Origin of the sequence: Microbulbifer marinus (assembly GCF_900107725.1) — a bacterium.
Taxonomy (GTDB): Bacteria; Pseudomonadota; Gammaproteobacteria; order Pseudomonadales; family Cellvibrionaceae; genus Microbulbifer; species Microbulbifer marinus.
This window is the reverse complement of the sequence record NZ_FNQO01000002.1, coordinates 398769-416869: the sequence shown is the minus strand read 5'-3', so window position 1 is coordinate 416869 and position 18101 is coordinate 398769. Positions and strand designations below refer to the sequence as shown.

The 18101-nt window shown below is 60.3% G+C and carries 22 protein-coding genes; 10 read left to right on the top strand and 12 right to left on the bottom strand.

Translation table 11 applies throughout. The features are described from left to right. Positions 1-33 precede the first annotated feature (33 nt). The 3 genes from BLW36_RS09680 (at position 34) to BLW36_RS17420 (ending at position 2261) form a co-directional block, all read left to right on the top strand. Complete coding sequence (locus BLW36_RS09680; RefSeq protein ID WP_091387708.1) at positions 34-702, top strand: CPBP family intramembrane glutamic endopeptidase; 669 nt, start codon at positions 34-36, stop codon at positions 700-702. 251 nt (positions 703-953) lie between these two features. Then, complete coding sequence (locus tag BLW36_RS09675; protein ID WP_091387706.1) at positions 954-1763, top strand: bestrophin-like domain; 810 nt, start codon at positions 954-956, stop codon at positions 1761-1763. A gap of 51 nt (positions 1764-1814) precedes the next feature. Further along, positions 1815-2261, top strand: a complete 447-nt coding sequence (locus BLW36_RS17420; protein ID WP_211567177.1) for a general glycosylation pathway protein — start codon at positions 1815-1817, stop codon at positions 2259-2261. A gap of 200 nt (positions 2262-2461) precedes the next feature. On the opposite strand, the gene BLW36_RS09665 is transcribed toward BLW36_RS17420, so the two are convergent. Then, a complete protein-coding gene (locus tag BLW36_RS09665) occupies positions 2462-2977 on the bottom strand; it encodes a peroxiredoxin (protein ID WP_091387704.1) in 516 nt (171 codons plus the stop codon). A gap of 188 nt (positions 2978-3165) precedes the next feature. On the opposite strand from BLW36_RS09665, the gene BLW36_RS09660 reads away from it, so the two are divergent. Beyond that, positions 3166-3969 carry a bestrophin-like domain gene (locus BLW36_RS09660; RefSeq protein ID WP_091387702.1) on the top strand — a complete coding sequence of 268 codons (804 nt, stop codon included), beginning with the start codon at positions 3166-3168 and terminating at the stop codon, positions 3967-3969. Positions 3970-3975: 6 nt separating this feature from the next. Here the strand turns inward: BLW36_RS09660 and BLW36_RS09655 are convergent, their stop codons facing one another. The 10 genes from BLW36_RS09655 to BLW36_RS09610 form a co-directional block, all read right to left on the bottom strand. Then, a complete protein-coding gene (locus BLW36_RS09655) occupies positions 3976-5040 on the bottom strand; it encodes an AI-2E family transporter (RefSeq protein WP_091387699.1) in 1065 nt (354 codons plus the stop codon). A 115-nt stretch (positions 5041-5155) separates the two neighbouring features. Continuing rightward, on the bottom strand, positions 5156-5884 hold the full coding sequence (locus tag BLW36_RS09650) for a D-Ala-D-Ala carboxypeptidase family metallohydrolase (RefSeq protein ID WP_091387697.1): 729 nt from the start codon (positions 5882-5884) through the stop codon (positions 5156-5158). A gap of 3 nt (positions 5885-5887) precedes the next feature. After that, complete coding sequence (locus tag BLW36_RS09645; protein ID WP_091387695.1) at positions 5888-6568, bottom strand: D-Ala-D-Ala carboxypeptidase family metallohydrolase; 681 nt, start codon at positions 6566-6568, stop codon at positions 5888-5890. Positions 6569-6767: 199 nt separating this feature from the next. Then, positions 6768-8315: a phosphoenolpyruvate carboxykinase gene (locus tag BLW36_RS09640; RefSeq protein WP_091387693.1), complete on the bottom strand. Its 1548-nt coding sequence runs from the start codon at positions 8313-8315 to the stop codon at positions 6768-6770. Positions 8316-8609: 294 nt separating this feature from the next. Next, a complete protein-coding gene (hslO, locus tag BLW36_RS09635; protein WP_091387690.1) occupies positions 8610-9488 on the bottom strand; it encodes an Hsp33 family molecular chaperone HslO in 879 nt (292 codons plus the stop codon). 199 nt (positions 9489-9687) lie between these two features. Continuing rightward, complete coding sequence (locus tag BLW36_RS09630; protein ID WP_091387688.1) at positions 9688-10128, bottom strand: DUF4124 domain-containing protein; 441 nt, start codon at positions 10126-10128, stop codon at positions 9688-9690. Positions 10129-10163: 35 nt separating this feature from the next. Beyond that, entirely contained in the window at positions 10164-11654 is a 1491-nt protein-coding gene (locus BLW36_RS09625) for a S1C family serine protease (RefSeq protein ID WP_091387686.1), read from the bottom strand. Between the two features lie 89 nt (positions 11655-11743). Next, positions 11744-12121: an RNA-binding S4 domain-containing protein gene (locus BLW36_RS09620; protein WP_091387684.1), complete on the bottom strand. Its 378-nt coding sequence runs from the start codon at positions 12119-12121 to the stop codon at positions 11744-11746. A 180-nt stretch (positions 12122-12301) separates the two neighbouring features. Then, on the bottom strand, positions 12302-12964 hold the full coding sequence (yrfG, locus tag BLW36_RS09615) for a GMP/IMP nucleotidase (protein ID WP_091387681.1): 663 nt from the start codon (positions 12962-12964) through the stop codon (positions 12302-12304). A gap of 75 nt (positions 12965-13039) precedes the next feature. Then, the gene (locus BLW36_RS09610) at positions 13040-13729 is read right to left on the bottom strand and encodes a lysoplasmalogenase (protein ID WP_091387679.1); all 690 of its coding nucleotides are present in this window, start codon (positions 13727-13729) and stop codon (positions 13040-13042) included. On the opposite strand from BLW36_RS09610, the gene BLW36_RS17615 reads away from it, so the two are divergent. From BLW36_RS17615 to BLW36_RS09585, 6 genes are all read left to right on the top strand, one after another. After that, positions 13728-13859 carry a hypothetical protein gene (locus BLW36_RS17615; protein ID WP_280140352.1) on the top strand — a complete coding sequence of 44 codons (132 nt, stop codon included), beginning with the start codon at positions 13728-13730 and terminating at the stop codon, positions 13857-13859. The genes BLW36_RS09610 and BLW36_RS17615 overlap by 2 nt on opposite strands. A gap of 43 nt (positions 13860-13902) precedes the next feature. Then, positions 13903-14820 (top strand): cysteine synthase A, encoded by a 918-nt coding sequence (gene cysK / locus BLW36_RS09605; protein WP_091387677.1) that lies wholly within the window; start codon positions 13903-13905, stop codon positions 14818-14820. Positions 14821-15030: 210 nt separating this feature from the next. Next, on the top strand, positions 15031-15873 hold the full coding sequence (gene cysQ / locus BLW36_RS09600) for a 3'(2'),5'-bisphosphate nucleotidase CysQ (protein WP_091387676.1): 843 nt from the start codon (positions 15031-15033) through the stop codon (positions 15871-15873). Positions 15874-15985: 112 nt separating this feature from the next. Next, positions 15986-16192 (top strand): hypothetical protein, encoded by a 207-nt coding sequence (locus BLW36_RS09595; protein ID WP_091387674.1) that lies wholly within the window; start codon positions 15986-15988, stop codon positions 16190-16192. A 149-nt stretch (positions 16193-16341) separates the two neighbouring features. Beyond that, positions 16342-16623, top strand: coding sequence for a type II toxin-antitoxin system HicB family antitoxin (locus tag BLW36_RS09590; protein ID WP_091387672.1), 282 nt, complete (start codon positions 16342-16344; stop codon positions 16621-16623). A 30-nt stretch (positions 16624-16653) separates the two neighbouring features. After that, positions 16654-17214: an outer membrane beta-barrel protein gene (locus BLW36_RS09585; RefSeq protein ID WP_091387669.1), complete on the top strand. Its 561-nt coding sequence runs from the start codon at positions 16654-16656 to the stop codon at positions 17212-17214. Positions 17215-17425: 211 nt separating this feature from the next. On the opposite strand, the gene BLW36_RS09580 is transcribed toward BLW36_RS09585, so the two are convergent. After that, positions 17426-18037 carry a 2OG-Fe(II) oxygenase gene (locus BLW36_RS09580; RefSeq protein ID WP_244506206.1) on the bottom strand — a complete coding sequence of 204 codons (612 nt, stop codon included), beginning with the start codon at positions 18035-18037 and terminating at the stop codon, positions 17426-17428. Positions 18038-18101 lie beyond the last annotated feature (64 nt).

The window sequence follows — 18101 nt, the reverse complement described above, 5'->3', positions numbered from 1 at the left end:
TAAACGGTTAGTCTTTTGAAGGGATGAATAATAATGACATCAATATCAGCAGAAGCTAAGTATGCTTCATTAAATCGGCCAGCCCGTGCCTTACTGACCGCCGCACTTATGCTGGGCGCGATCTTTGCCCCCATTCCTTTCCCGTTCAAGGTTCCCGCGTTTGCTGCGGTCGCCCTGGCCTGGATCTGGATAGAAAACCGCAGCCTGGCGCCCGTCGGGCTGCAACCGTCGTTCCGCCCACGGTCCACATTCCTATGGACTTCCCTTGCAGTGGTTGGTGTGATTTTCGTGCTCGGCGAATTGATCAACCCTGTTATTGAGTGGGTTTTTTCCAAGGAAGCCGACCACTCTGAATACGGACCGTTGTACGGGAACAAGGACCTTGCGCTCAAACTATGGTTGTCCGCACTTTTCAGTGCGGCCATCGCGGAGGAGATTATCTATCGCGGCTTTCTCCTGCATCAGCTGTCGATTCTCTTGCCAAAGGGTATGGCTAGTGAGTGGATCGCCATTTTGATCGGTGGATTGACCTTCGCTGTCCCGCACTACACGCAAGGCGTCGTTGGTTTTATCTCTATCGCCCTGGTTGGAATCCTGTTCGGCTGGATCTTTTTCCGTAGCGGGCGAAACTTATGGAGCCTCATGTTGGCTCACGCCCTGATCGACACCTGGGGCATCTATTCCCTCTATCGGGGGTGGTAAAGTACATTACAGTGATAGGCTTTCAGGGAAAGCCGTTTCTTTGGCGCGGGGCCGGGGCCGCAATATCTTGGCCCGAAAGCTCGGGCAAATGGGCATGAACGGCGAGGCCGACTAACCCGCACGCCGAATACCACGACACCCAATTGCGACCTTCCCACAGTGGCTATTGGGCGTAAATCTTCTCCAGCGGAAAAAATTGGGCAGTAGCTGCGCGCCTGAGCCAAACTTGGCTAGAAGTGCCGGTTCTGCCCATGATCTATACCACTTTCTTCAGTACCCTTTCCCTCGCCGTCATCTACGGCTTTTCGATCCTGCTGGTGCTGGCCTCCCTGGCGGTGGGCAATTTCTTTGGCCGTCGCTCGGCGCGCAATGGCAAGATCGGTGAAACATCCATCGGCAGTGCCGTGGCCGCCACGCTCGGACTGCTGGCATTTATGCTCGCTTTCACCTTCAACATGGCGGCGGACCGTTTCAGTCTGCGCAAGACGCTATTGTTAAACGAGGCCAACGCGCTATCTACGGCGTTTCTGCGTGCGGATCTACTGCCGGCAGATGATCGCGACAGGGTGCGTACACTGATTGCGGAGTATGTCGACCTGCGCGATATCGACCCCTTGCATGTTCCGGACTTCGAAGAGCGACTACTGCGCACGGAAGCCATCCAGCAGGAGCTCTGGCAGCTGGTGGCGAAGCTCAGTGCGTCGGGCTACGACGGCGAGAGACTGCGGGGCTTTTACGACACCCTCAATGAGGTGATCGACTTTAATACCGCCCGTCTCTACACCGGGATGCGCTACCAGATACCGCCGCCGATCTGGGGCGCGCTGTACGCGCTCACCGCATTGGCGATGTTCGGCATCGGTTTTCAACTGGGTGCCAGTCGCAGCGGTTCGGCTCAGGTCGCCGTCGCGCTGGCGCTGGCCTTCTCTGTCGTTATCGTACTGATCGTGGATCTGGATCGCTCCTACGAAGGTGTATTGCTGGTCGAGCAGACGCCGATGTCCGAACTCAATGCGCGCTTGCAGGCGGCAGAACGAGCGCCGCGAGATTCCGCGGATTAGCGGCAGGTGATACAAATCAATACGCTTCGAAACTTGGGTATGGAGCAAACAATGAAATGGCTATCTGACTGGATAGGACGCTCGGTCTATGCTTTCATCAGTGTGCTTTTATGTCTCATCAGTCTCGCCATGATGATTGTATCAGTATGGGGAATCTGGACTGCAATACATGAAAAAGCATTACTGATAAAAGCGCTACTTGACGCCATCGGTCTGATAGTAATTGCCATGGCAGTCTTTGATGTCTCTAAATTTCTGTTGGAGGAAGAGGTCCTCAGTAGTAGTCGAGGAAAGTCACTGACAGAGCAGAGGCAGACGCTATTAAAGTTCCTTGTGATTATTGCTATCGCTCTAAGCCTGGAAGGTCTGGTATTCGTCTTCGATGCCGGAAAAGAAGATATTCGTAACTTGATTTACCCCACGTTTTTACTGATCGCCGCTGTTTTGGTAGTGATCGGTCTAGGTGTATACCAAAAACTCACACGACGTGAAGAATAGGTTCCTGCTTATTTAATGGGTAAATAACGCTGTCGCTTGCTTCAGGTCCGATATGCGGCCGCCAGAAGCTGCCCCGGTGATCCGGGTGTCAGGCTGCGGAAAAAGATGAAGAAAAAGTGTTTATTGATAGGACTCGTATAGGTATTTGGCGAGCCAAAAGCAGAAGGCCCCGATATTTGCCGGGGCCTTGTCGATTGTCGTCAGTCCTTTCGGGCCACGCCTAGCTCATCCAGCGTCCGCGCAATATCCTCCGCGCTGGTGGCGGGGTGGATTTCCTTGTCGACCTTAAGGATACGGCCGTCCTTACCGATATAGACAGTGACGCGACGGGCGACGTTCATGACGGGAATCAGCACGTCGTAGGCCTTGGCCACCTCGCCGTCCGGATCACTGAGTAGTGGGAAATCCGCGCCCTGCTCCTCGGCGAACTTGGTATTGGTTTCCACTTCGTCAGTACTCGCCATGAAGTAGGCGACATCGTAGGCGCGGATCATGTCGCCGTTCTCGGCCAGGGATTTGCACTCGATGGTACAGCCCTTAGTGAAGGCTTTCGGATACCAGGCGATAACGACCGCCTGTTTACCCTTGTAGTCCGCCAGTGAGTAGGTCTTGCCGTCCGACGCCTGCAGCGAGAAGTCCGGTGCCGGCTCTCCCACTTCCAGTGCCATCAGCGGCAGGCTGACGAGTGCGATCAGTAGTCCGAATATGTGTTTCATGGCGTGTCTCTGGTTAGATCTAACGTTCATATGGCGGATATCCTACGCGTGGGGGCGTCCGGAAGCCATGGTTGCAGTCAGTTGCCGGTATACATCCGTGCGGCCGGGGCGCGGCGCGAATTTCATCGCCGTCGTTCGCGGCCAGGCGTTCCATGAGCCAAACTTGGCGGTAACCGCCGAGTACTCTGATGAATTTAAGCGATTTCTTCCACACCCTGCCACTGCTGATCATTTACGTCTGGTCGGTGCTATTGGTTCTCTGTTCACTGGGCGCGGGCGTCTGGCTCGGGCGCCGCTACCTGCGCAGCCACAGGGAAGTCAAAGACTCCTCTGTCGGCAGCGCCATAGCGGCAACGCTGGGGCTGTTGGCTTTCCTGCTCGCGTTTACCTTCAACATGACTGCCGATCGCTACAACACGCGCAAGGCGGTGTTGCTGGATGAGGTCAATGCCATCCACACCGTTTACCTGCGTGCCAGCTTTCTTGATGATGCCGATAAGCTGCGGGCGCGGCAGTTACTCATAAAATATGTTGAGTTACGAAATTTTGATCTTTCGGACAAGATAGGCCCGGCGGAGCTGCGGCAATTCGAGGCCATTCACGAGAACCTGTGGCGGCTGGTAGACAGCTATATCGATCGCAAATACGACGCCGGTTATCTGCGCCAGTTCGTGGAGCCGCTGAACACAATGATCAACTTCCATCATTCTCGGGCGGTGATGGGGCTCGAATACCGGATCCCCGGCCCGATCTGGCTGGCGCTTTACTTTATGACGACGCTGGCAATGGTCGCTATCGGCTTTCAGTTCGGCATCAGTCGGGGCGGCTCGCCGCAGGTGGCGGTTGCCCTCGCGCTGACGTTTGCGACCGTCATAATACTGATCGCGGATCTCGATCGATCCGCGGAGGGCACGCTGATGGTGGACCAGCGGCCGATGGCGGAACTGAACCAGCGCCTGCAGAAAATGCAGGCGCAGCGGCCGGGCGGGTGAGCGCGGCTATTGCTTGCCGTGGATCCCCGACGGAGTGACGAACTCCCGCATGAATATTTCCCAGAAGGCGATAAACAGCGCGGCCAGCAGCGGCCCAATGGCGAAGCCGCTGATGCCGAACATGATCAGGCCGCCGACGGTGGAGAACAGCACGATATAGTCCGGCAGTTTGGTATCGCGGCCCACCAGGATAGGGCGCAGCAGATTGTCTACCAGGCTGATCACCATCACGCCGAACACCATCAGTATCGATGCCTTGATGATCTCCCCGGTTGCATACAGGTAGAGCGCGGCGGGAAACCAGATCAGCGCCGCGCCGATCGCCGGCAGCAGTGATAAGAATGTCATCACGACGCCCCACAGCAGCGGCGCCGGTAGGCCCAGCGCCCAGAAAATCAGCCCGCCTAGTGTGCCCTGGGTCACGGCGACCACCAGGTTGCCCTTGATGGTTGCGCGGGTGACTTCGGCGAACTTGGCCAGCAGCAGGTGTTCGCGTTCGTCGCCGAGCGGCATGGCGCGGATCAGCAGGGCCACCAGACTCTCACCGTCGCGGATCAGGAAGAAAGTCAGGTAGAGCATCAGGCCCAGCATGACAAAAAAATTCAGGGTGTTCTGTCCCAGCGCCAGGGCGTTTTTGGCCAGGAAGCTGCCGGCACTCATGACACCGCCGAGCAAGCGCTCCTTCATCTGATCGAAGTCGATACCGATGCGATCAAAAAAGGCGTTGATACCGGGAAAGGCACTGCGAACCTTCTCGATCTGGCTGGAGAGGTCTATCTGGCCGCTCTGCGCTTTCTGGTAAACGGCGACGGCCTCATTGATAAATGAACTGGCAACCAGCAGTACCGGTATCACCACCAGCACCACGCACAACAGCAGCGTCAGCAATGCCATCAGGTTGGGCCATTTCGGAAAACGGCGCATCAGCAGGCGGTAAAACGGGAAGAAAATCAGCGCGATGGCACAGGCCCAGAAAATAGGCGTAAAGAAGGGTTTCAGCAGCAGTGCGAAGGCCAGCGTGACCAGCAGCAGAGAAAAAATAAACGAACGTCTTTCCAGTTTTTCCTGCACCGGTTGTTTCCCTCGATTATTGTAATTGTCGCGTTGTGGCTGGCTTTAGCCTTCGACTTACGCGTGGCGCCTATGTAAGCAGAAGCGGGTGCTTTTTACCAGAGGCTGCCGGCACTCACCAGCGCCGATAGCCGCAGGTGTCGACGTGAAAGCGCACGCCCCGGTAAATGCCCAGCCCCATATTCCACCTTTTTCCGTGTTTGCGGTGTATGTCGCGCAGGATGGGCAGTAATTCTTCACGGGTGAAATCCCGCTCAGGCACCACATCCAGCCCGCAGAAGTGCATATGTTTACTGCGCTTGGAGCCGCCCGCCTTGGCGTTGTACTTATCCGTGCGCCAGCCGGACAGTACAGTTACCGGGCCGATACGGGGGACGATCTCTTGCTGCAGCAGGCGCAGCGTGTTCACCATGGTTTCCCAGCTATCCTCCGGCGGCAGCGCAAAAGGGGGCTCTTCGACTGTCTGCCAGTCGCTGCCCTGGCGCAGTAGCTGATAAGAAGGCACCACGCCGTCGACCTTGTTGATGTACAGGAAGTGCTGCAGCCGGGCGAAGATTTCGCGGAAGTCGCGCTTGGCCAGAAAGTCTTCGAAGGCCTTGGGGGAGGCCGCGGCATAGCCTTTGACATCGTAGACATCTGGGATTTCGATGCCCTTGGGAATTCTTTTTGCCGGCACCAATTCGCGCGGTGTGACGATGCGCTCGCCCAGCTCGCGCACCTTGTCCATGGTCAGCACCAGTAGCGCGATAATCGCGGCGAGCACCAGCGCGCTGATCCAGATGACCCGGCGCCGCTCAATATGGATATCGATAAATTGGTGGTCTTCGCTCTCGTGTATGTCCATGGCTCACCAGGTGCGATAACCGCAGGTATCGATGTGAAAGCGCACGTCGTGGTAGATGCCTAGCCCCAGGTTGCTCTTCGGGCCGAGCCGCCGGTGCAGGCTGCGCAGCTCCTCTATTAGTTCCTTGCGGCTGATATTGGATTTCGGCACCAGGTCCAGCCCGCAAAAATCCCGGTGCTTGCTGCGCGAGGCGCCGCCGGACTTGCGGTTGTAATTGTCGGTGCGGTAAGCGGACACAACATCCACCCCGCCAATCATCGGTTCCACCTCGTCTCGCAGTACGGCCAGGGTGGCGACGATGTTGCGCCACTGGTCGCTCGGCGGAATGGCGAAGGGGGGCTCGTCGATATCGAGCCAGTCGGTGCCCTGGCGCAGCAGATTCTGCACGGCGGTCACGTTGTCGACACCCTCCCTCTCCAGGAAGCGGGTCAATTCCGCGACGCGCGCCCGGTTACTGCCCCGGCGCAGAAAACTGCTGAAGCTCTGCATGGTGGCGACGCGGTAGCCCTTGAGCTCGACGTAGGGTTTTTCCAGGGACTTCAGGTAGAGATACAGCCACAGCAGAACCACGACCAGCAACAGCAACAGCGCCAGGCCGACCACCACCAGGCGGTTGGTGCGCTGGCCGGGGGGCGACTGCGGATATCCGGTCCTGTATCGGGAATATGAGTTGCCTGCGGACATGACAAGTTCGCGACTGCTGCACCCAGAGAAATTGCGGCGCGGACGTGATGGTCGTCGGCGCCTCTTTATTCACTATAGTCGCAAAATCAAACGTGCTTGCTGATGGCGAACAACTGCCGCAAAAAAGAAAACCCCCGCGGCTTGCACCGTGGGGGTTCGGGATAGACCCTGAGGCTGCCCGGGCGGGCAGGCCCTCGCCTTAGGCCTGCGGGCCGGCGGCCTTGACGTCGTCGCTGACCTGGAACTTCTCGATGTTCTCGGCAAACAGCTTGGCCAGTTTGCCGGCCTGGTCGTCGTAGGCGGCCTTGTCGGCCCATGCTTCGCGCGGGTTCAGGTAGGACTTGTCCACACCCGGCACTTCCAGCGGGATATCCAGGTTGAGGATATCCAGGTGCTCGGTCGCGGCGCCTTCCAGAGCGCCGCTCTGAATGGCGGCTACCACGGCGCGGGTTACCGGAATCGGGAAGCGCTTGCCGTTGTCGCCGGAGCCGCCCGTCCAGCCGGTGTTGACCAGGTAGACCTTGGAGCCGAAGTCCTCGATACGCTTCATCAGCAGGTCCGCATACTCGCGCGGGGCGCGCGGCATGAAGGGCGCGCCGAAGCAGGTGGAGAAGGTCGGGTGGATACCCGCTTCGGCGCCCAGCTCGGTGGAGCCGACGCGGGCGGTGTAACCGGACAGGAAGTGATAGGCCGCGGCTTCCTTGGACAGGATGGACACCGGCGGCAGTACGCCGGATACGTCGCAGGTCAGGAAGATGACGTTCTTCGGCTCGCCGGCGCGGTTCTCCAGCTGGCGCTTCTCGACGTGCTCCAGCGGGTAGGAGCAGCGGCCGTTTTCGGTCAGGCTGGTGTCGTCGTAGTTGGGTACGCGGGCTTCGTCGGTCACCACGTTCTCGACGATGGCGCCGAAACGAATCGCATCCCAGATCACCGGCTCGTTCTTGCGGCTCAGGTTGATGGTCTTGGCGTAGCAGCCGCCCTCGATGTTGAATACGGCGCCCTTGGCCCAGCCGTGTTCGTCGTCACCGATCAGGAAGCGCTCAGGATCGGCGGACAGGGTGGTCTTGCCGGTGCCGGACAGGCCGAAGAACAGGCAGGTATCGCCGTCGGTGCCCACGTTCGCGGCACAGTGCATCGGCATCACGTCTTTCTCCGGCAGCAGGAAATTCTGCACGGAGAACATGGCCTTCTTCATCTCGCCGGCATAGCGCATACCGGCCAGCAGTACCTTGCGCGCGCCGAAGTTGATGATCACGCAGGCCTCGGAGTTGGTGCCGTCGCGCTCCGGATCACAGACGAAGTTCGGCGCGTGCAGGATGCGCCACTCTTCCTTGCCCTTGGGGTTGTACTTTTCGGCACGGATAAACATGTTGCGCGCGAACAGGCTGTGCCAGGCGGTCTGGGCGGTCACGACTACCGGCAGGTAGTGGTCGTCGTCCTGGCCTACATGCAGCTGCTGTACGAAGCGGTCGCTGCTGGCGACGAAGTCTTCGACACGGTCCCACAGCGCGTCAAACTTGTCTTGCGGGAAAGGACGGTTGACGTTGCCCCAGTCGATGCTGTCGGCGGTGGACGCCTCTTCCACTACGAAGCGGTCTGCCGGAGAGCGGCCGGTGCGCGCGCCGGTCTCGGTTACCAGTGCGCCGGTGTCGGACAGCTTGCCCTCGCCGCGCGCCAGCGCCTGTTCAACCAATTGCGCCGGCGCCAGGTTCTTCAGGACCTGCGCGGTGTCGTCGATCTGTGCCATTCGTCGATTACCCGTGAAAGTTGTATCAATTGAAAGTAGTTGGGCCGCCGCAGGCAGCGGCGGCCGGGCAAATTCGGGGGGCGCATTATGGCAAACTTCGATTTGGTCGGATAGCGAAAGTGGTTGTTTTTTGTACCGTGACAGCGTTGTCAATGGAAATTTCACCCCAAATTATTTGATTTTTTGATGGTGTAGTTTTACTACATTGGTTTTGTGAATTTTTGGGGTAAATCCGTCAGCGGCGGCGGTCTCTACGTGCGCCCGGCCTGGGCCGGGCGGGCGCGGTCGGTTGGGTCAGTGCACGGTGTGCGGCGGGGCATTGAACAACGATTCGATCTGCTCGCGGTCGAAGCGGTACTGGGCGTTGCAGAACTGGCAGTCGGCCTGGATTTCACCGCCCTGCTGTTCCAGCAGCTTGTAGACATCTTCGGGGCCCAGCGCGATCAGCGCGCGGGCACTGCGTTCGCGGGAGCAGCTGCACTTGAAGCGGATATTGGCAGTGCCCAGCGCGGCGGGATGCAGCTGGTGGAACAGCCGGTGCAACAGCTGGTCGTGGGGCAGCGAGTGCAGTTCTTCGGCGGTCACCGTCTCTGCCAGGTGCTGCGCTGTCTCCCAGGCGTCCCGGTTTTCCTCCTCGGAGGCCGCGTTGTTGCCCGGCAGTACCTGTAGCATGATGCCGCCCACCGTGTCCGGGCTCGACTCTATCCAGAAACGGGTGGCGAGCTGTTCCGACTGGGTGAAATAGTCCTCGAGGCATTCGGCCAGAGTGTCCTTTTCCAGCGGCACTATGCCCTGGTAGCGCTCGCCCTGCTCCGGCTCCACGGTAATCGCCAGCGCGGCGCGCTTGCCGACCAACTGGCGCAGGCTGGCATCGCCGTCTATCTGCGCGCCCTCGGCCACGCGGGCGATACCGCGCAGGTCGCTGTGGTGGGTGCACTCGGCCAGGATCAGCGGCACGTCGCCCTCGCCCCGCGCCTGCAGCATCAGCAGGCCCTCGAACTTGAGTGTCGTGGACAGCAGGCAGGCGGCGGCGAGGAATTCGCCCAGCAGCTGTGCCACCGGCGGCGGCAGCTGGTTGTTCTCCAGCACGGAGCGGTAGGCGTTGGTGAGGGTCACCATCTGTCCGCGGATATCGTGTCGGGAGAAGATAAAGCGTTCCAGCTGGTCGGACATGTTGCAGTTGCCTCGGTACTAGGGCCTGTTAACTTTAAATTTGATGACCGCGACGGCGGCCGTTTTTTCGCAAGCCTAGGCGCAGTGAGCGCCGTGTGGCCCGCCACATTAGCGAGCCGCGGGATTTTAGAGGTGGATGTCTATAAATGGTAGCCGCCGCGGCTGCGGCGGACCCCTAGGCAGATAGGCTGCGCGGCGTTTAGCCGCAGACGCGCTGGATTTCCCGCTGCAGCTGCTCGGCCCGCTGCTGGCGCTCGCGCTCGCTCATTTTGACTTCCTTGCCGCTGTCGTCGACAAATGCCACCCGGCCCTGCAGCAGGCGCAGCTGGCGGCGTGCGGCATTGCAGGCGCGGGTCAATCGCTGCTGCTGCCGCAGTTCGCGCTGGCGCTGGCGTTGTTCGTATTCCTGTTCCGGATTGTGCTGCTGCCGGGACGCGGTCTGCTGGGGGGGAGGGGCGTCGGCGGAATTGATCGGGCGCAGTTCGCCCTCGATGTTTTCGGCTTTGGCCTCCATCGGCGGGCGGTCGCCGAAGTGGACCTTGCCGTCTTCGTCTACCCAGCGGTACAGGTCGGCGGCGAGCGCGGTCGCACTGGCCAGCAGCAGAACACTCAGCAGTAATCCCCCGCACAATGATTTCATGGATGTCCCTTCCGTTTGGCAAATGGTTGTGGCCCCTATTCTTCCTTATTCGCCAGGGTGCTGAACAGCCCAAGGGAGTGACGCTGGGGAATATGGTAGGTCTGCAGTATCAGTGGTTCCTGCTCGCGCGCGGCGGCGGCATCGAGCACCATGCGGTAGCCGGACTGGTCACGCAGATCGACGAACTGCGCCTCGTTGCTTTCCATCAGCTGCGCGAACTCGTCGAAATCCGCCACGCTGTGGCCATTCACCGAGTCGATAATCCAGTTTTTCCAGTCGTGGTAGCCGAGGTTGACGTTCGCCGGCAGGACTTTCAGTGCCACCACCAGCTCGCGGCGCTCTTCGCCGCCCCACTGGTTGCGCGCGTACAGGTATTCGACCGGTGCCTTGGAATGCCAGTTGTTGCCCCAGCGCTTGATCAGGTTCATGTTCAGGGGCACGAACACCACGCCGCCGTAGATGTAATAGCGCGGTTGCTGGTCGAACTGCTCGCCCAGTACCAGCGAGCGTGTCGGCGCCGGCGCAGCCAGGGCGACTTCCGCGCGCTGTACCTTGCCATCGCGGGCAAAGCGCACCGGCAACTTGTCGCCGACATGGTGGCGGTCCACCGCGTAGTGGTAATTGGTGCGCTGGTTCTCGCGCCATTCCACGGTGCGATCCGCAGCTACCGGGTAGCCGTCCACCTCCAGCAGCACGTCGCCTGGCTGCAGCACTTCGGCGGCGGGGGCGTCGCTGAACACCTTGACGATCAGCGCGCCGTCCTGGTCCTCACTCAGCCCGGCGGCCCGCTTCATCGACGGGCTCTCCAGGCTCTGGGTCACCGCACCCAGCTCCGGGAAGCCCTGGTGGACGCCGTCCTTCGCATCTTCGAGCACGTGCGCGATCACACTCGGCGGCACGAAGTAGCCGAGGTTTTCGGCCCCCTGGTTGGTCTGCATGGCCACGCCGACGATGCGGCCGTCGGAAATGACCGGACCGCCGCTATTGCCGGGATTGATGGCGGCATCTATCTGCCCAGCCATCAGGTAGCTCTCGGCGTGGGCGTAGTACTGGTGCTCCACTCGCGACAGCACGCCGCGGGTGATGGACAGGGATTTGCCGCCGATCGGGTAGCCGTACACGGTGACCTCTTCCTGCAGTTCCGGCAGCTTGCCGAGTGCCAGCGGGCGGGTGTCCTCGAAGAAGCTGTCGTCCTCGACGGTCAGCAGCGCCAGGTCGGCGTCGTGGGAGACGAACTGCACCTGGGCGCGGAATTTCTGCGCGTCGCCGTGGCGCTGCACCTGGATAAAGCTGCCGTTGGCGACCACATGGGCGTTAGTGAGTATTCGCTTGTCGCTGATCACCGCGCCGGAGCCGGACAGCTGCTTGGGGTTCAGCAGCGCCCAGGGATTGAAGTAATCCGGTGCGGCGGCGGTGGTGTAGATCTTGATAATGGAGCGCTTCAGCTGCTCGTGTTCGCGGCTGTCGGCGCTGGCGGATTGCGCCGCGAGCAGGAACAGCAGGGTCAGGGCGAGGAATCTTTTCATCGTGGGCGGAATCGTTATCGAATAATGTGCGGCCAGTTTAGCAGCTGCAGCCGAGCTGGCGGGGGAATTGCCGTCGCGGTACCGGCCGGTCAATCCTGCTCGCGCAGGAAGCGGTGGATCTGGCGGCGCTGCTTCTTGTTTGGCCGCTCGCTGTGAATGCCGGCGTTGCTGGCCTTGCGCTCGACGCGGGCCTGCTCGCGCTTGGCGATACTGGCTTCGGTCTCTCGGTACAGGGTGCGGGCGACATCGGCACCGCGGCGCTGGTCGGACAGGGCCAGCACCTCCACCTCCACCAGATCCCAGCCCTGGCGGATGCTCAGGGTGATGCCGGTGGTGATTTCCTTGCTCGCCTTGACCCGCTGGCCGTCAGCGTGGACCTTGCCACCCTCGATGGCCTGCTTGGCGATGCTGCGGGTCTTGTAGAAGCGCGCGGCCCAGAGCCACTTGTCGATACGTACTTTATCCATTGATGCTTGAGTCAGTTCATTAGTAACGGGAAGACTGGGCGCCGATCGGCCCTACCGCCGGTGGCCACCCGGCAAAAAACCTCATCGGTAACTATTTGCCGGCTGGCCACCGGCAGCAGGACCTCGCACGGTGCCAACCTGCGCCGCCGCGCCGCCATCCATCTCGGTGGAGGTACTAAATCACCGAGCCCTGATGGCCATGATCTCGTCGAACTGGTGAATCGCCGGGAAATCGGCGATGTCGCGCAGTGGGCCGCGGCTGTCCGGCTGGCGGATACACAGCAGGTGGGCGATGCCGTAGTCGCGCGCGGCGGCGAGCACGTTCTCGTTGTCGTCAACGAACAGGGTGCGCGCGGGATCGAAATCGACTTCCTCGCGCAGCGCGCTCCAGAAGTGCCCGCTCTCCTTGGCGTGACCGTAATCGTGAGAAGAGACGATACCGTCGAGCCAGCGGTCGATACCGGTGATCTCGAGCTTGTGATCGAGGCCGTCGCGATGGGCGTTTGTGACCAACAGCGTGTGCTTGTTCAGCTGTTGCAGTCCCTCGAGAAATGACTCGGTCTGTGGGCGCAGCGCGATGCGGTCCTCGATTTCACGCAGCATCGCCGGAATATCGAGTTTCAGTTCGCGGGTCCAGAAATCCAGGCAGTACCACTCGAGGGTGCCGCGGCGCGCCTCGATTTCGGCGGTCATCTGCTGTTGCGCCTGTTCCAGTGTCAGGCCGTGGGTTTCGGCGTAGCGCCGGGGCAGGTGATCGAGCCAGAAGTGGTTGTCGTAGTGCAGGTCGAGCAGCGTGCCGTCCATGTCCAGCAGCACTGTGTCGACGTTTTGCCAGTCGAGCATCGGGTCGGTGTACCTCTCGTTTAAGGGTGGTGGCAGTTCAAGGATAGATCGCCGCCGCCCCTATTCACCGGCCCATTATGCCCGCGCGCGACCTATGCCGTACAGCAGGGCCAGCTGGGCCGCGTAATAGGTCAGCATGATGGCAGTGCCGGCCAGCGGCAGCGGCGCAATGAACTTGTTCAGCGCGATCAGTGTATCCGATGCCATAAAGGTCACCGCGCCGGCGAACAGCAGTGCCGAATCGCCCCGGTGCGCTGCTGCCGAGAGCGCCATGGCCACTATCGCCAGCAGGTAGACCAGCACCGCGGGGGCCAGCTCGCCCGCCGCCGGCAGTAGCAGTTGCGCCAGCAGCAATGCCGCGGCCAGCACCGGCAGGGCCCGCAGCAGTGTGCGCTTGCTGCGCCAATCGTTCAACCGAGCGGCGCCCCGCAGGAAGTTGCCCGCATAAGTCAGCTGCGCCAGCAGGAAGGCGCCGAGGCCGAACACGAACTGGTTGTGGAACTCCAGCGCCAGCAGCACGTCGCCCAGCGCGGAGAAGGACAATGCCACCAGTGTCAGCGTGCGGGTCAGGCCGCTGAGATCGCGCAAGGCGAGCAGCGCCAGCATGGCGATGGGGACAATTTTCAGCGATGCCATCCAGGGGCCGCGCAGTCCGCTGGCGTCGAGAGTCATGTAGACAACGGCGGCGGCGACAAAGGCGAGCGGCAGTCGCAGGCCGGCCCGATGCAAAGGCGCGGCGCTGTCGTTACTGGAGGTGATATGCATGTCTTTTCTCGCGATTTTTATGATTTTGTGGTTTGCTCGAGAGGATGAAGCGATCGTCATGGTCGTCAAGGGCGAGTATTCGGCAAAGATTGCGGCGACGCAATCTCCCGCCCCGCCCGTTGCGCGCTAGAGTCATTTACCCAACTGCGGACAATAAAGGGAGAGCTTCGCATATGAAGGCAGCTAATATCCTCGAAACCATCGGCAATACCCCGCACGTGAGAATCAACAACCTGTTCCGCCCGGACATCGAGGTGTGGATGAAGGTGGAGCGCTTCAATCCCGGCAGCAGCATCAAGGACCGTATCGCGCTGTCGATGATCACCGAGGCGGAGGCCAGCGGCGAGCTGAAGCCCGGCGGCGTGATTGTCGAGCCGACCTCCGGCAACACCGGCATCGGCCTGGCGATGGTGGCGGCGGTGAAGGGCTATCGACTGATCCTGACGATGCCGGAATCCATGTCGGTGGAGCGGCGCAAGGTCATGAAAGCGATGGGCGCGGAACTGGTGCTGACGCCGAAAGAGAAAGGCATGCCCGGCGCTATTGCCAGGGCGGAGGAACTGCTGGAGGAGCATGAAAACAGCTGGATGCCACAGCAGTTCCGCAACCCGGCCAACGTCAAGGTGCACCGTGAAACCACGGCGCGGGAAATTCTCGCCGACTTCGGCGATGGCCTCGACTACTTGATCACCGGTGTCGGCACCGGTGGCCACATCACCGGCTGTGCCGAGGTGTTGAAAGAGGAGCTGCCGAAGCTGCAGGTCTTCGCCGTGGAGCCGGAAAAATCCCCGGTGATCAGCGGCGGCGAGAAGGGCCTGCATCGGCTGCAGGGTATCGGCGCGGGCTTCGTGCCGGAAATCCTCAATACCGAAGCGCTGGACGGCACCATCCTGGTCAGCGAAGAGGACAGCTTCGAGATGGCACGCCAGTGTGCGCTCAAGGAAGGTATCTTCGTCGGCATTTCCTCCGGCGCCAGCCTGGCCGCAGTGAAGAAACGCGAGAGCGAGTTCGCCGCCGGCAGCCGGGTACTGGTCTTCAGCTACGACACCGGCGAACGCTACCTGTCCATCGACGATCTGTTTCCCGCCTAGATCGATCTGGTACCCCCGGAGCGACCCCGCCACCGGGGACCCCTTGCGGGACACGCCGTGTATACATTCATGTAGGCTTGGTGGCCGGGTCCCTCCGGCCAACAGTTCCGCAAGGTGTACCCGGCAGCATGGCCTTCACGTCATTTTCCGGCGCCATGGGATTAATGGAGTGGACGCGTATAATGCAGCCCTCGATTAAAGGGGGGAACGATGGACAAAGCATTGGTAGAGCGGGTGATTGAGATTTGTACCCGCGCGGGCGAGGCGATCCTCGAGGTATATAACAGCAGCGCCGAGCTGGAGGTGGATACCAAGGCGGACGACTCGCCGGTGACCGCCGCAGACCTGGCTGCTCACGCGGTACTGGCACCGGCCCTGGCGCAGCTGATCGACGGCGTGCCGGTGCTGTCCGAGGAGCAGGAGATGCCCCCCTTCGCCGAGCGCAGCCAGTGGCAGCGCTACTGGATTGTCGACCCGCTCGATGGCACCAAGGAATTCATCCGCCGCACCGGCGAATTCACCGTCAACGTGGCATTGATCGACAACGGCGAGCCGGTACTAGGCGTGGTGCACGTGCCGGTGCTGAATATCACCTATGCCGGCGCCAAGGGCGGTGCCGGCAGCGGAGAAAGCATTGCCTTCAAACGCGATGCACAGGGCGACCAGCAGATCGGCGCGCGTCCGTTACAGCCGCGCCTCGACGCCGGCGAAGCGGTGGAATTGGTGGCCAGCCGCAGCCACGGCGCCGGCGCCGTGGACCAGCTGGTGGAGCGCATCGAAGCCGACCTGGGGGCAGTGGCCTGTAAAAACATGGGCAGCTCCCTGAAGCTGTGCCTGGTGGCCGAGGGGGCTGCGGACCTGTATCCGCGCCTGGCACCTACCTGCGAATGGGATACGGCCGCCGCCCAGGCGGTGGTAGAGGCCGCCGGCGGCATAGTCGTCGACGACCAGTTCCAGCTGCTGCGTTACAACCGCAAAGATTCACTGCTGAACCCGTTCTTCTACGTTATTGGCGACCCTTCCTACAACTGGCGCGATTTGCTCACAAACTAGCCGCCAATCGACTAAGCTTACCGGATACTCCGTCCGCGACTTGCGGGCGGAGCCGGGGAACCTATTGAAGCTTTCCGTGCCTGCTAGCGCGGAATCCGGTTGAGCTAGAGCTATGTCCAGTCTTCGCAGTGCGCACATCAATATCAGCGAAACTGAAATTCGTCGATTGCGCCAGCAGTTGGAAACGGAAATCACCTGGTTGCAGCGGCAGATGGAGGAGTTGGGCGGAGCCGATTCGGAACTGGATATTTCGTTACTGCAGACCTACAAGGAAATGATTTTTTCCCGCCGCGCGCTGCTCGGGCGTATGCCGCGCTAGAGAATCAAATCGCAATCTTAAATCTTCAATGTAAATTAATTCTGTCTCCCCGCTATTTTCGCCCGCGCCAATTTTTTCGCACCTCCGCGCCCCGAAAAAATAATTTAAGTCTACGCTTGGTGAGTTAATGCGATTAAGAGTAACTCCCGATGCGATATCCGGTTGTGGTCCACAACATCGAATACGCCGGCTTCGGTGCGATAGCGCCGGACCTGCCCCACTGTCACTGCCACGCCGATACGCTGGATGGAGCCCTGCAGAAGATGGCGGAAACCATTCTGCAGCGGCTGGAGGAACTGCGGGCCGCCGGCAAATCGCCGCCGTTGCCCGGAGAGCTGGAAATTCTGCGCAATAACCCCGCTTTTGCCGGGGGTATCTGGGCCATCATTGACGTCGCCCACTCACACAGCTCCCCAAAAGCAGAACCCTGATTGACGAAAAGAGCTCCAAGGAAGGATGTAATGAAAACAATAGTTTTTGCTTGCGCCCTGATGTTTTCGACTGCGGCGGCGGCCGTGGAGTGGAACAACCCTTTCGTGGGTATCTGTACCGGCGAATACCGTGTAATCACCACGCTCGGCCTCGGTGACGCGCGCCTGCAGATCAACGATGACCGGGACGCGTTTGGCTACGCCAGCGTCGGGATCACACCAGCCGTGGGGGTGTGGCAGGTGGAGTTGCGTTATTCCAATTTTGACGACAACCAGGTCGATGTCGACCAGTACGGTGTCAATTTCAAAGTCGATTTCAGCCTGACCTGCGACGTGCAGTGCCTGTACTGGATGGTTGGCTGGAACTACGGCGACTTCGATATCGGCACTGTCGAGCGGCACGACACACTGATTGTCGTCAATGACAGCGGCGACGATAACTACTGGAATGCGGGTGTCGGCTATCGCTACAACTGGACACGGGACTTCGACACATCCCTCGAATACAACTACAACGATGTGGGCAGAGTGGTCGATGTCGATCTCGGCCACCTGCGCTCGTTGACGCTTAATTTCGCCTACCGCTTCTAGATTTATCCGATCGCGACCGGCGGCCGTGATCGGATTTCTCGATGGATAAATTCAGAAAGCGTAACTCAGGCTCACACTGAGATCATCCTCGCGCGCCAGCCGATAGCTGTTGTCGCCAGCGGACAAATTGTTGCACCAATGAATCTCAGCCGCATGGAATTCTGCGCGTTGCGATGTGTCGTTATTACTCCCCCTGAGCCTATCCTGACGTTCAGCGGAAAAGGGCTTTCAACTTGGCACTGAGTTTATGGAAAAACTGGTGCTTGGCCCTGACCCCTTCGCCGGTAAGGAAATTTATCTGGATGGACTGGCGCTTGCCCTCGAAGCTCGGGTAACCGTGCCAGCAGTTGTCGGTCACCTTGAAGGCGACCATGGAACTCGGGCCGGGCAGCAGTTCGTCTGTGTAATCGTCCATGTCGGTGCCGCTGCGCAGAATCCGCAGCCGGCCGGTCTCCGCCTCCCAATCCTCGTTGAGATAGACCAGCACCGTGATCAGCTTGGTCTTGGAGTCGGTGTGAATGCGGCCGTCTTTGGCGCGCGAGTAGCCGCGCAGCGTGGCCATCATCGGCTTGTCGTGAAGATCCACGGCGAACTTTTCGCCGAGAATCTGCCGCACCTCTGCGCTGTCGAACTGCTCGACGAACTGGCGGAAGCGCTCGGATGTCTCGACATCCTTGATATTGAAGCTGCCGCCCTGATCCAGTTGCGGAAAGTCGGCAATCAGATCCTGGATGTGGTCCGGCTCCACCGAGCGCTCCAGATAGAAGTGCGGGTAGGGGGCGGTATTTACCGCTGCGGATGCCAGGCCTGGGATGTTTAGCATTGTCATAGTCCTATCGGTCCTGCATTGAAGGGCTGGCGGCATTATACGCCTCCAGCCTTCATTC

What these genes read in the sequence shown, in the direction of transcription:
- BLW36_RS09650 (WP_091387697.1), bottom strand. Translation starts at nt 5,884, where the DNA reads ATGGACATACACGAGAGCGAAGACCACCAATTTATCGATATCCATATT.
- BLW36_RS09640 (WP_091387693.1), bottom strand. Translation starts at nt 8,315, where the DNA reads ATGGCACAGATCGACGACACCGCGCAGGTCCTGAAGAACCTGGCGCCG.
- BLW36_RS09590 (WP_091387672.1), top strand. Translation starts at nt 16,342, where the DNA reads ATGCGATATCCGGTTGTGGTCCACAACATCGAATACGCCGGCTTCGGT.
- BLW36_RS09580 (WP_244506206.1), bottom strand. Translation starts at nt 18,037, where the DNA reads ATGCTAAACATCCCAGGCCTGGCATCCGCAGCGGTAAATACCGCCCCC.
- cysQ (WP_091387676.1), top strand. Translation starts at nt 15,031, where the DNA reads ATGGACAAAGCATTGGTAGAGCGGGTGATTGAGATTTGTACCCGCGCG.
- BLW36_RS09620 (WP_091387684.1), bottom strand. Translation starts at nt 12,121, where the DNA reads ATGGATAAAGTACGTATCGACAAGTGGCTCTGGGCCGCGCGCTTCTAC.
- cysK (WP_091387677.1), top strand. Translation starts at nt 13,903, where the DNA reads ATGAAGGCAGCTAATATCCTCGAAACCATCGGCAATACCCCGCACGTG.
- BLW36_RS17420 (WP_211567177.1), top strand. Translation starts at nt 1,815, where the DNA reads ATGAAATGGCTATCTGACTGGATAGGACGCTCGGTCTATGCTTTCATC.
- hslO (WP_091387690.1), bottom strand. Translation starts at nt 9,488, where the DNA reads ATGTCCGACCAGCTGGAACGCTTTATCTTCTCCCGACACGATATCCGC.
- BLW36_RS09645 (WP_091387695.1), bottom strand. Translation starts at nt 6,568, where the DNA reads ATGTCCGCAGGCAACTCATATTCCCGATACAGGACCGGATATCCGCAG.
- BLW36_RS09665 (WP_091387704.1), bottom strand. Translation starts at nt 2,977, where the DNA reads ATGAAACACATATTCGGACTACTGATCGCACTCGTCAGCCTGCCGCTG.
- BLW36_RS09660 (WP_091387702.1), top strand. Translation starts at nt 3,166, where the DNA reads ATGAATTTAAGCGATTTCTTCCACACCCTGCCACTGCTGATCATTTAC.
- BLW36_RS09610 (WP_091387679.1), bottom strand. Translation starts at nt 13,729, where the DNA reads ATGCATATCACCTCCAGTAACGACAGCGCCGCGCCTTTGCATCGGGCC.
- BLW36_RS09625 (WP_091387686.1), bottom strand. Translation starts at nt 11,654, where the DNA reads ATGAAAAGATTCCTCGCCCTGACCCTGCTGTTCCTGCTCGCGGCGCAA.
- BLW36_RS09595 (WP_091387674.1), top strand. Translation starts at nt 15,986, where the DNA reads ATGTCCAGTCTTCGCAGTGCGCACATCAATATCAGCGAAACTGAAATT.
- yrfG (WP_091387681.1), bottom strand. Translation starts at nt 12,964, where the DNA reads ATGCTCGACTGGCAAAACGTCGACACAGTGCTGCTGGACATGGACGGC.
- BLW36_RS09630 (WP_091387688.1), bottom strand. Translation starts at nt 10,128, where the DNA reads ATGAAATCATTGTGCGGGGGATTACTGCTGAGTGTTCTGCTGCTGGCC.
- BLW36_RS09675 (WP_091387706.1), top strand. Translation starts at nt 954, where the DNA reads ATGATCTATACCACTTTCTTCAGTACCCTTTCCCTCGCCGTCATCTAC.
- BLW36_RS17615 (WP_280140352.1), top strand. Translation starts at nt 13,728, where the DNA reads ATGTCTTTTCTCGCGATTTTTATGATTTTGTGGTTTGCTCGAGAGGAT.
- BLW36_RS09680 (WP_091387708.1), top strand. Translation starts at nt 34, where the DNA reads ATGACATCAATATCAGCAGAAGCTAAGTATGCTTCATTAAATCGGCCA.
- BLW36_RS09585 (WP_091387669.1), top strand. Translation starts at nt 16,654, where the DNA reads ATGAAAACAATAGTTTTTGCTTGCGCCCTGATGTTTTCGACTGCGGCG.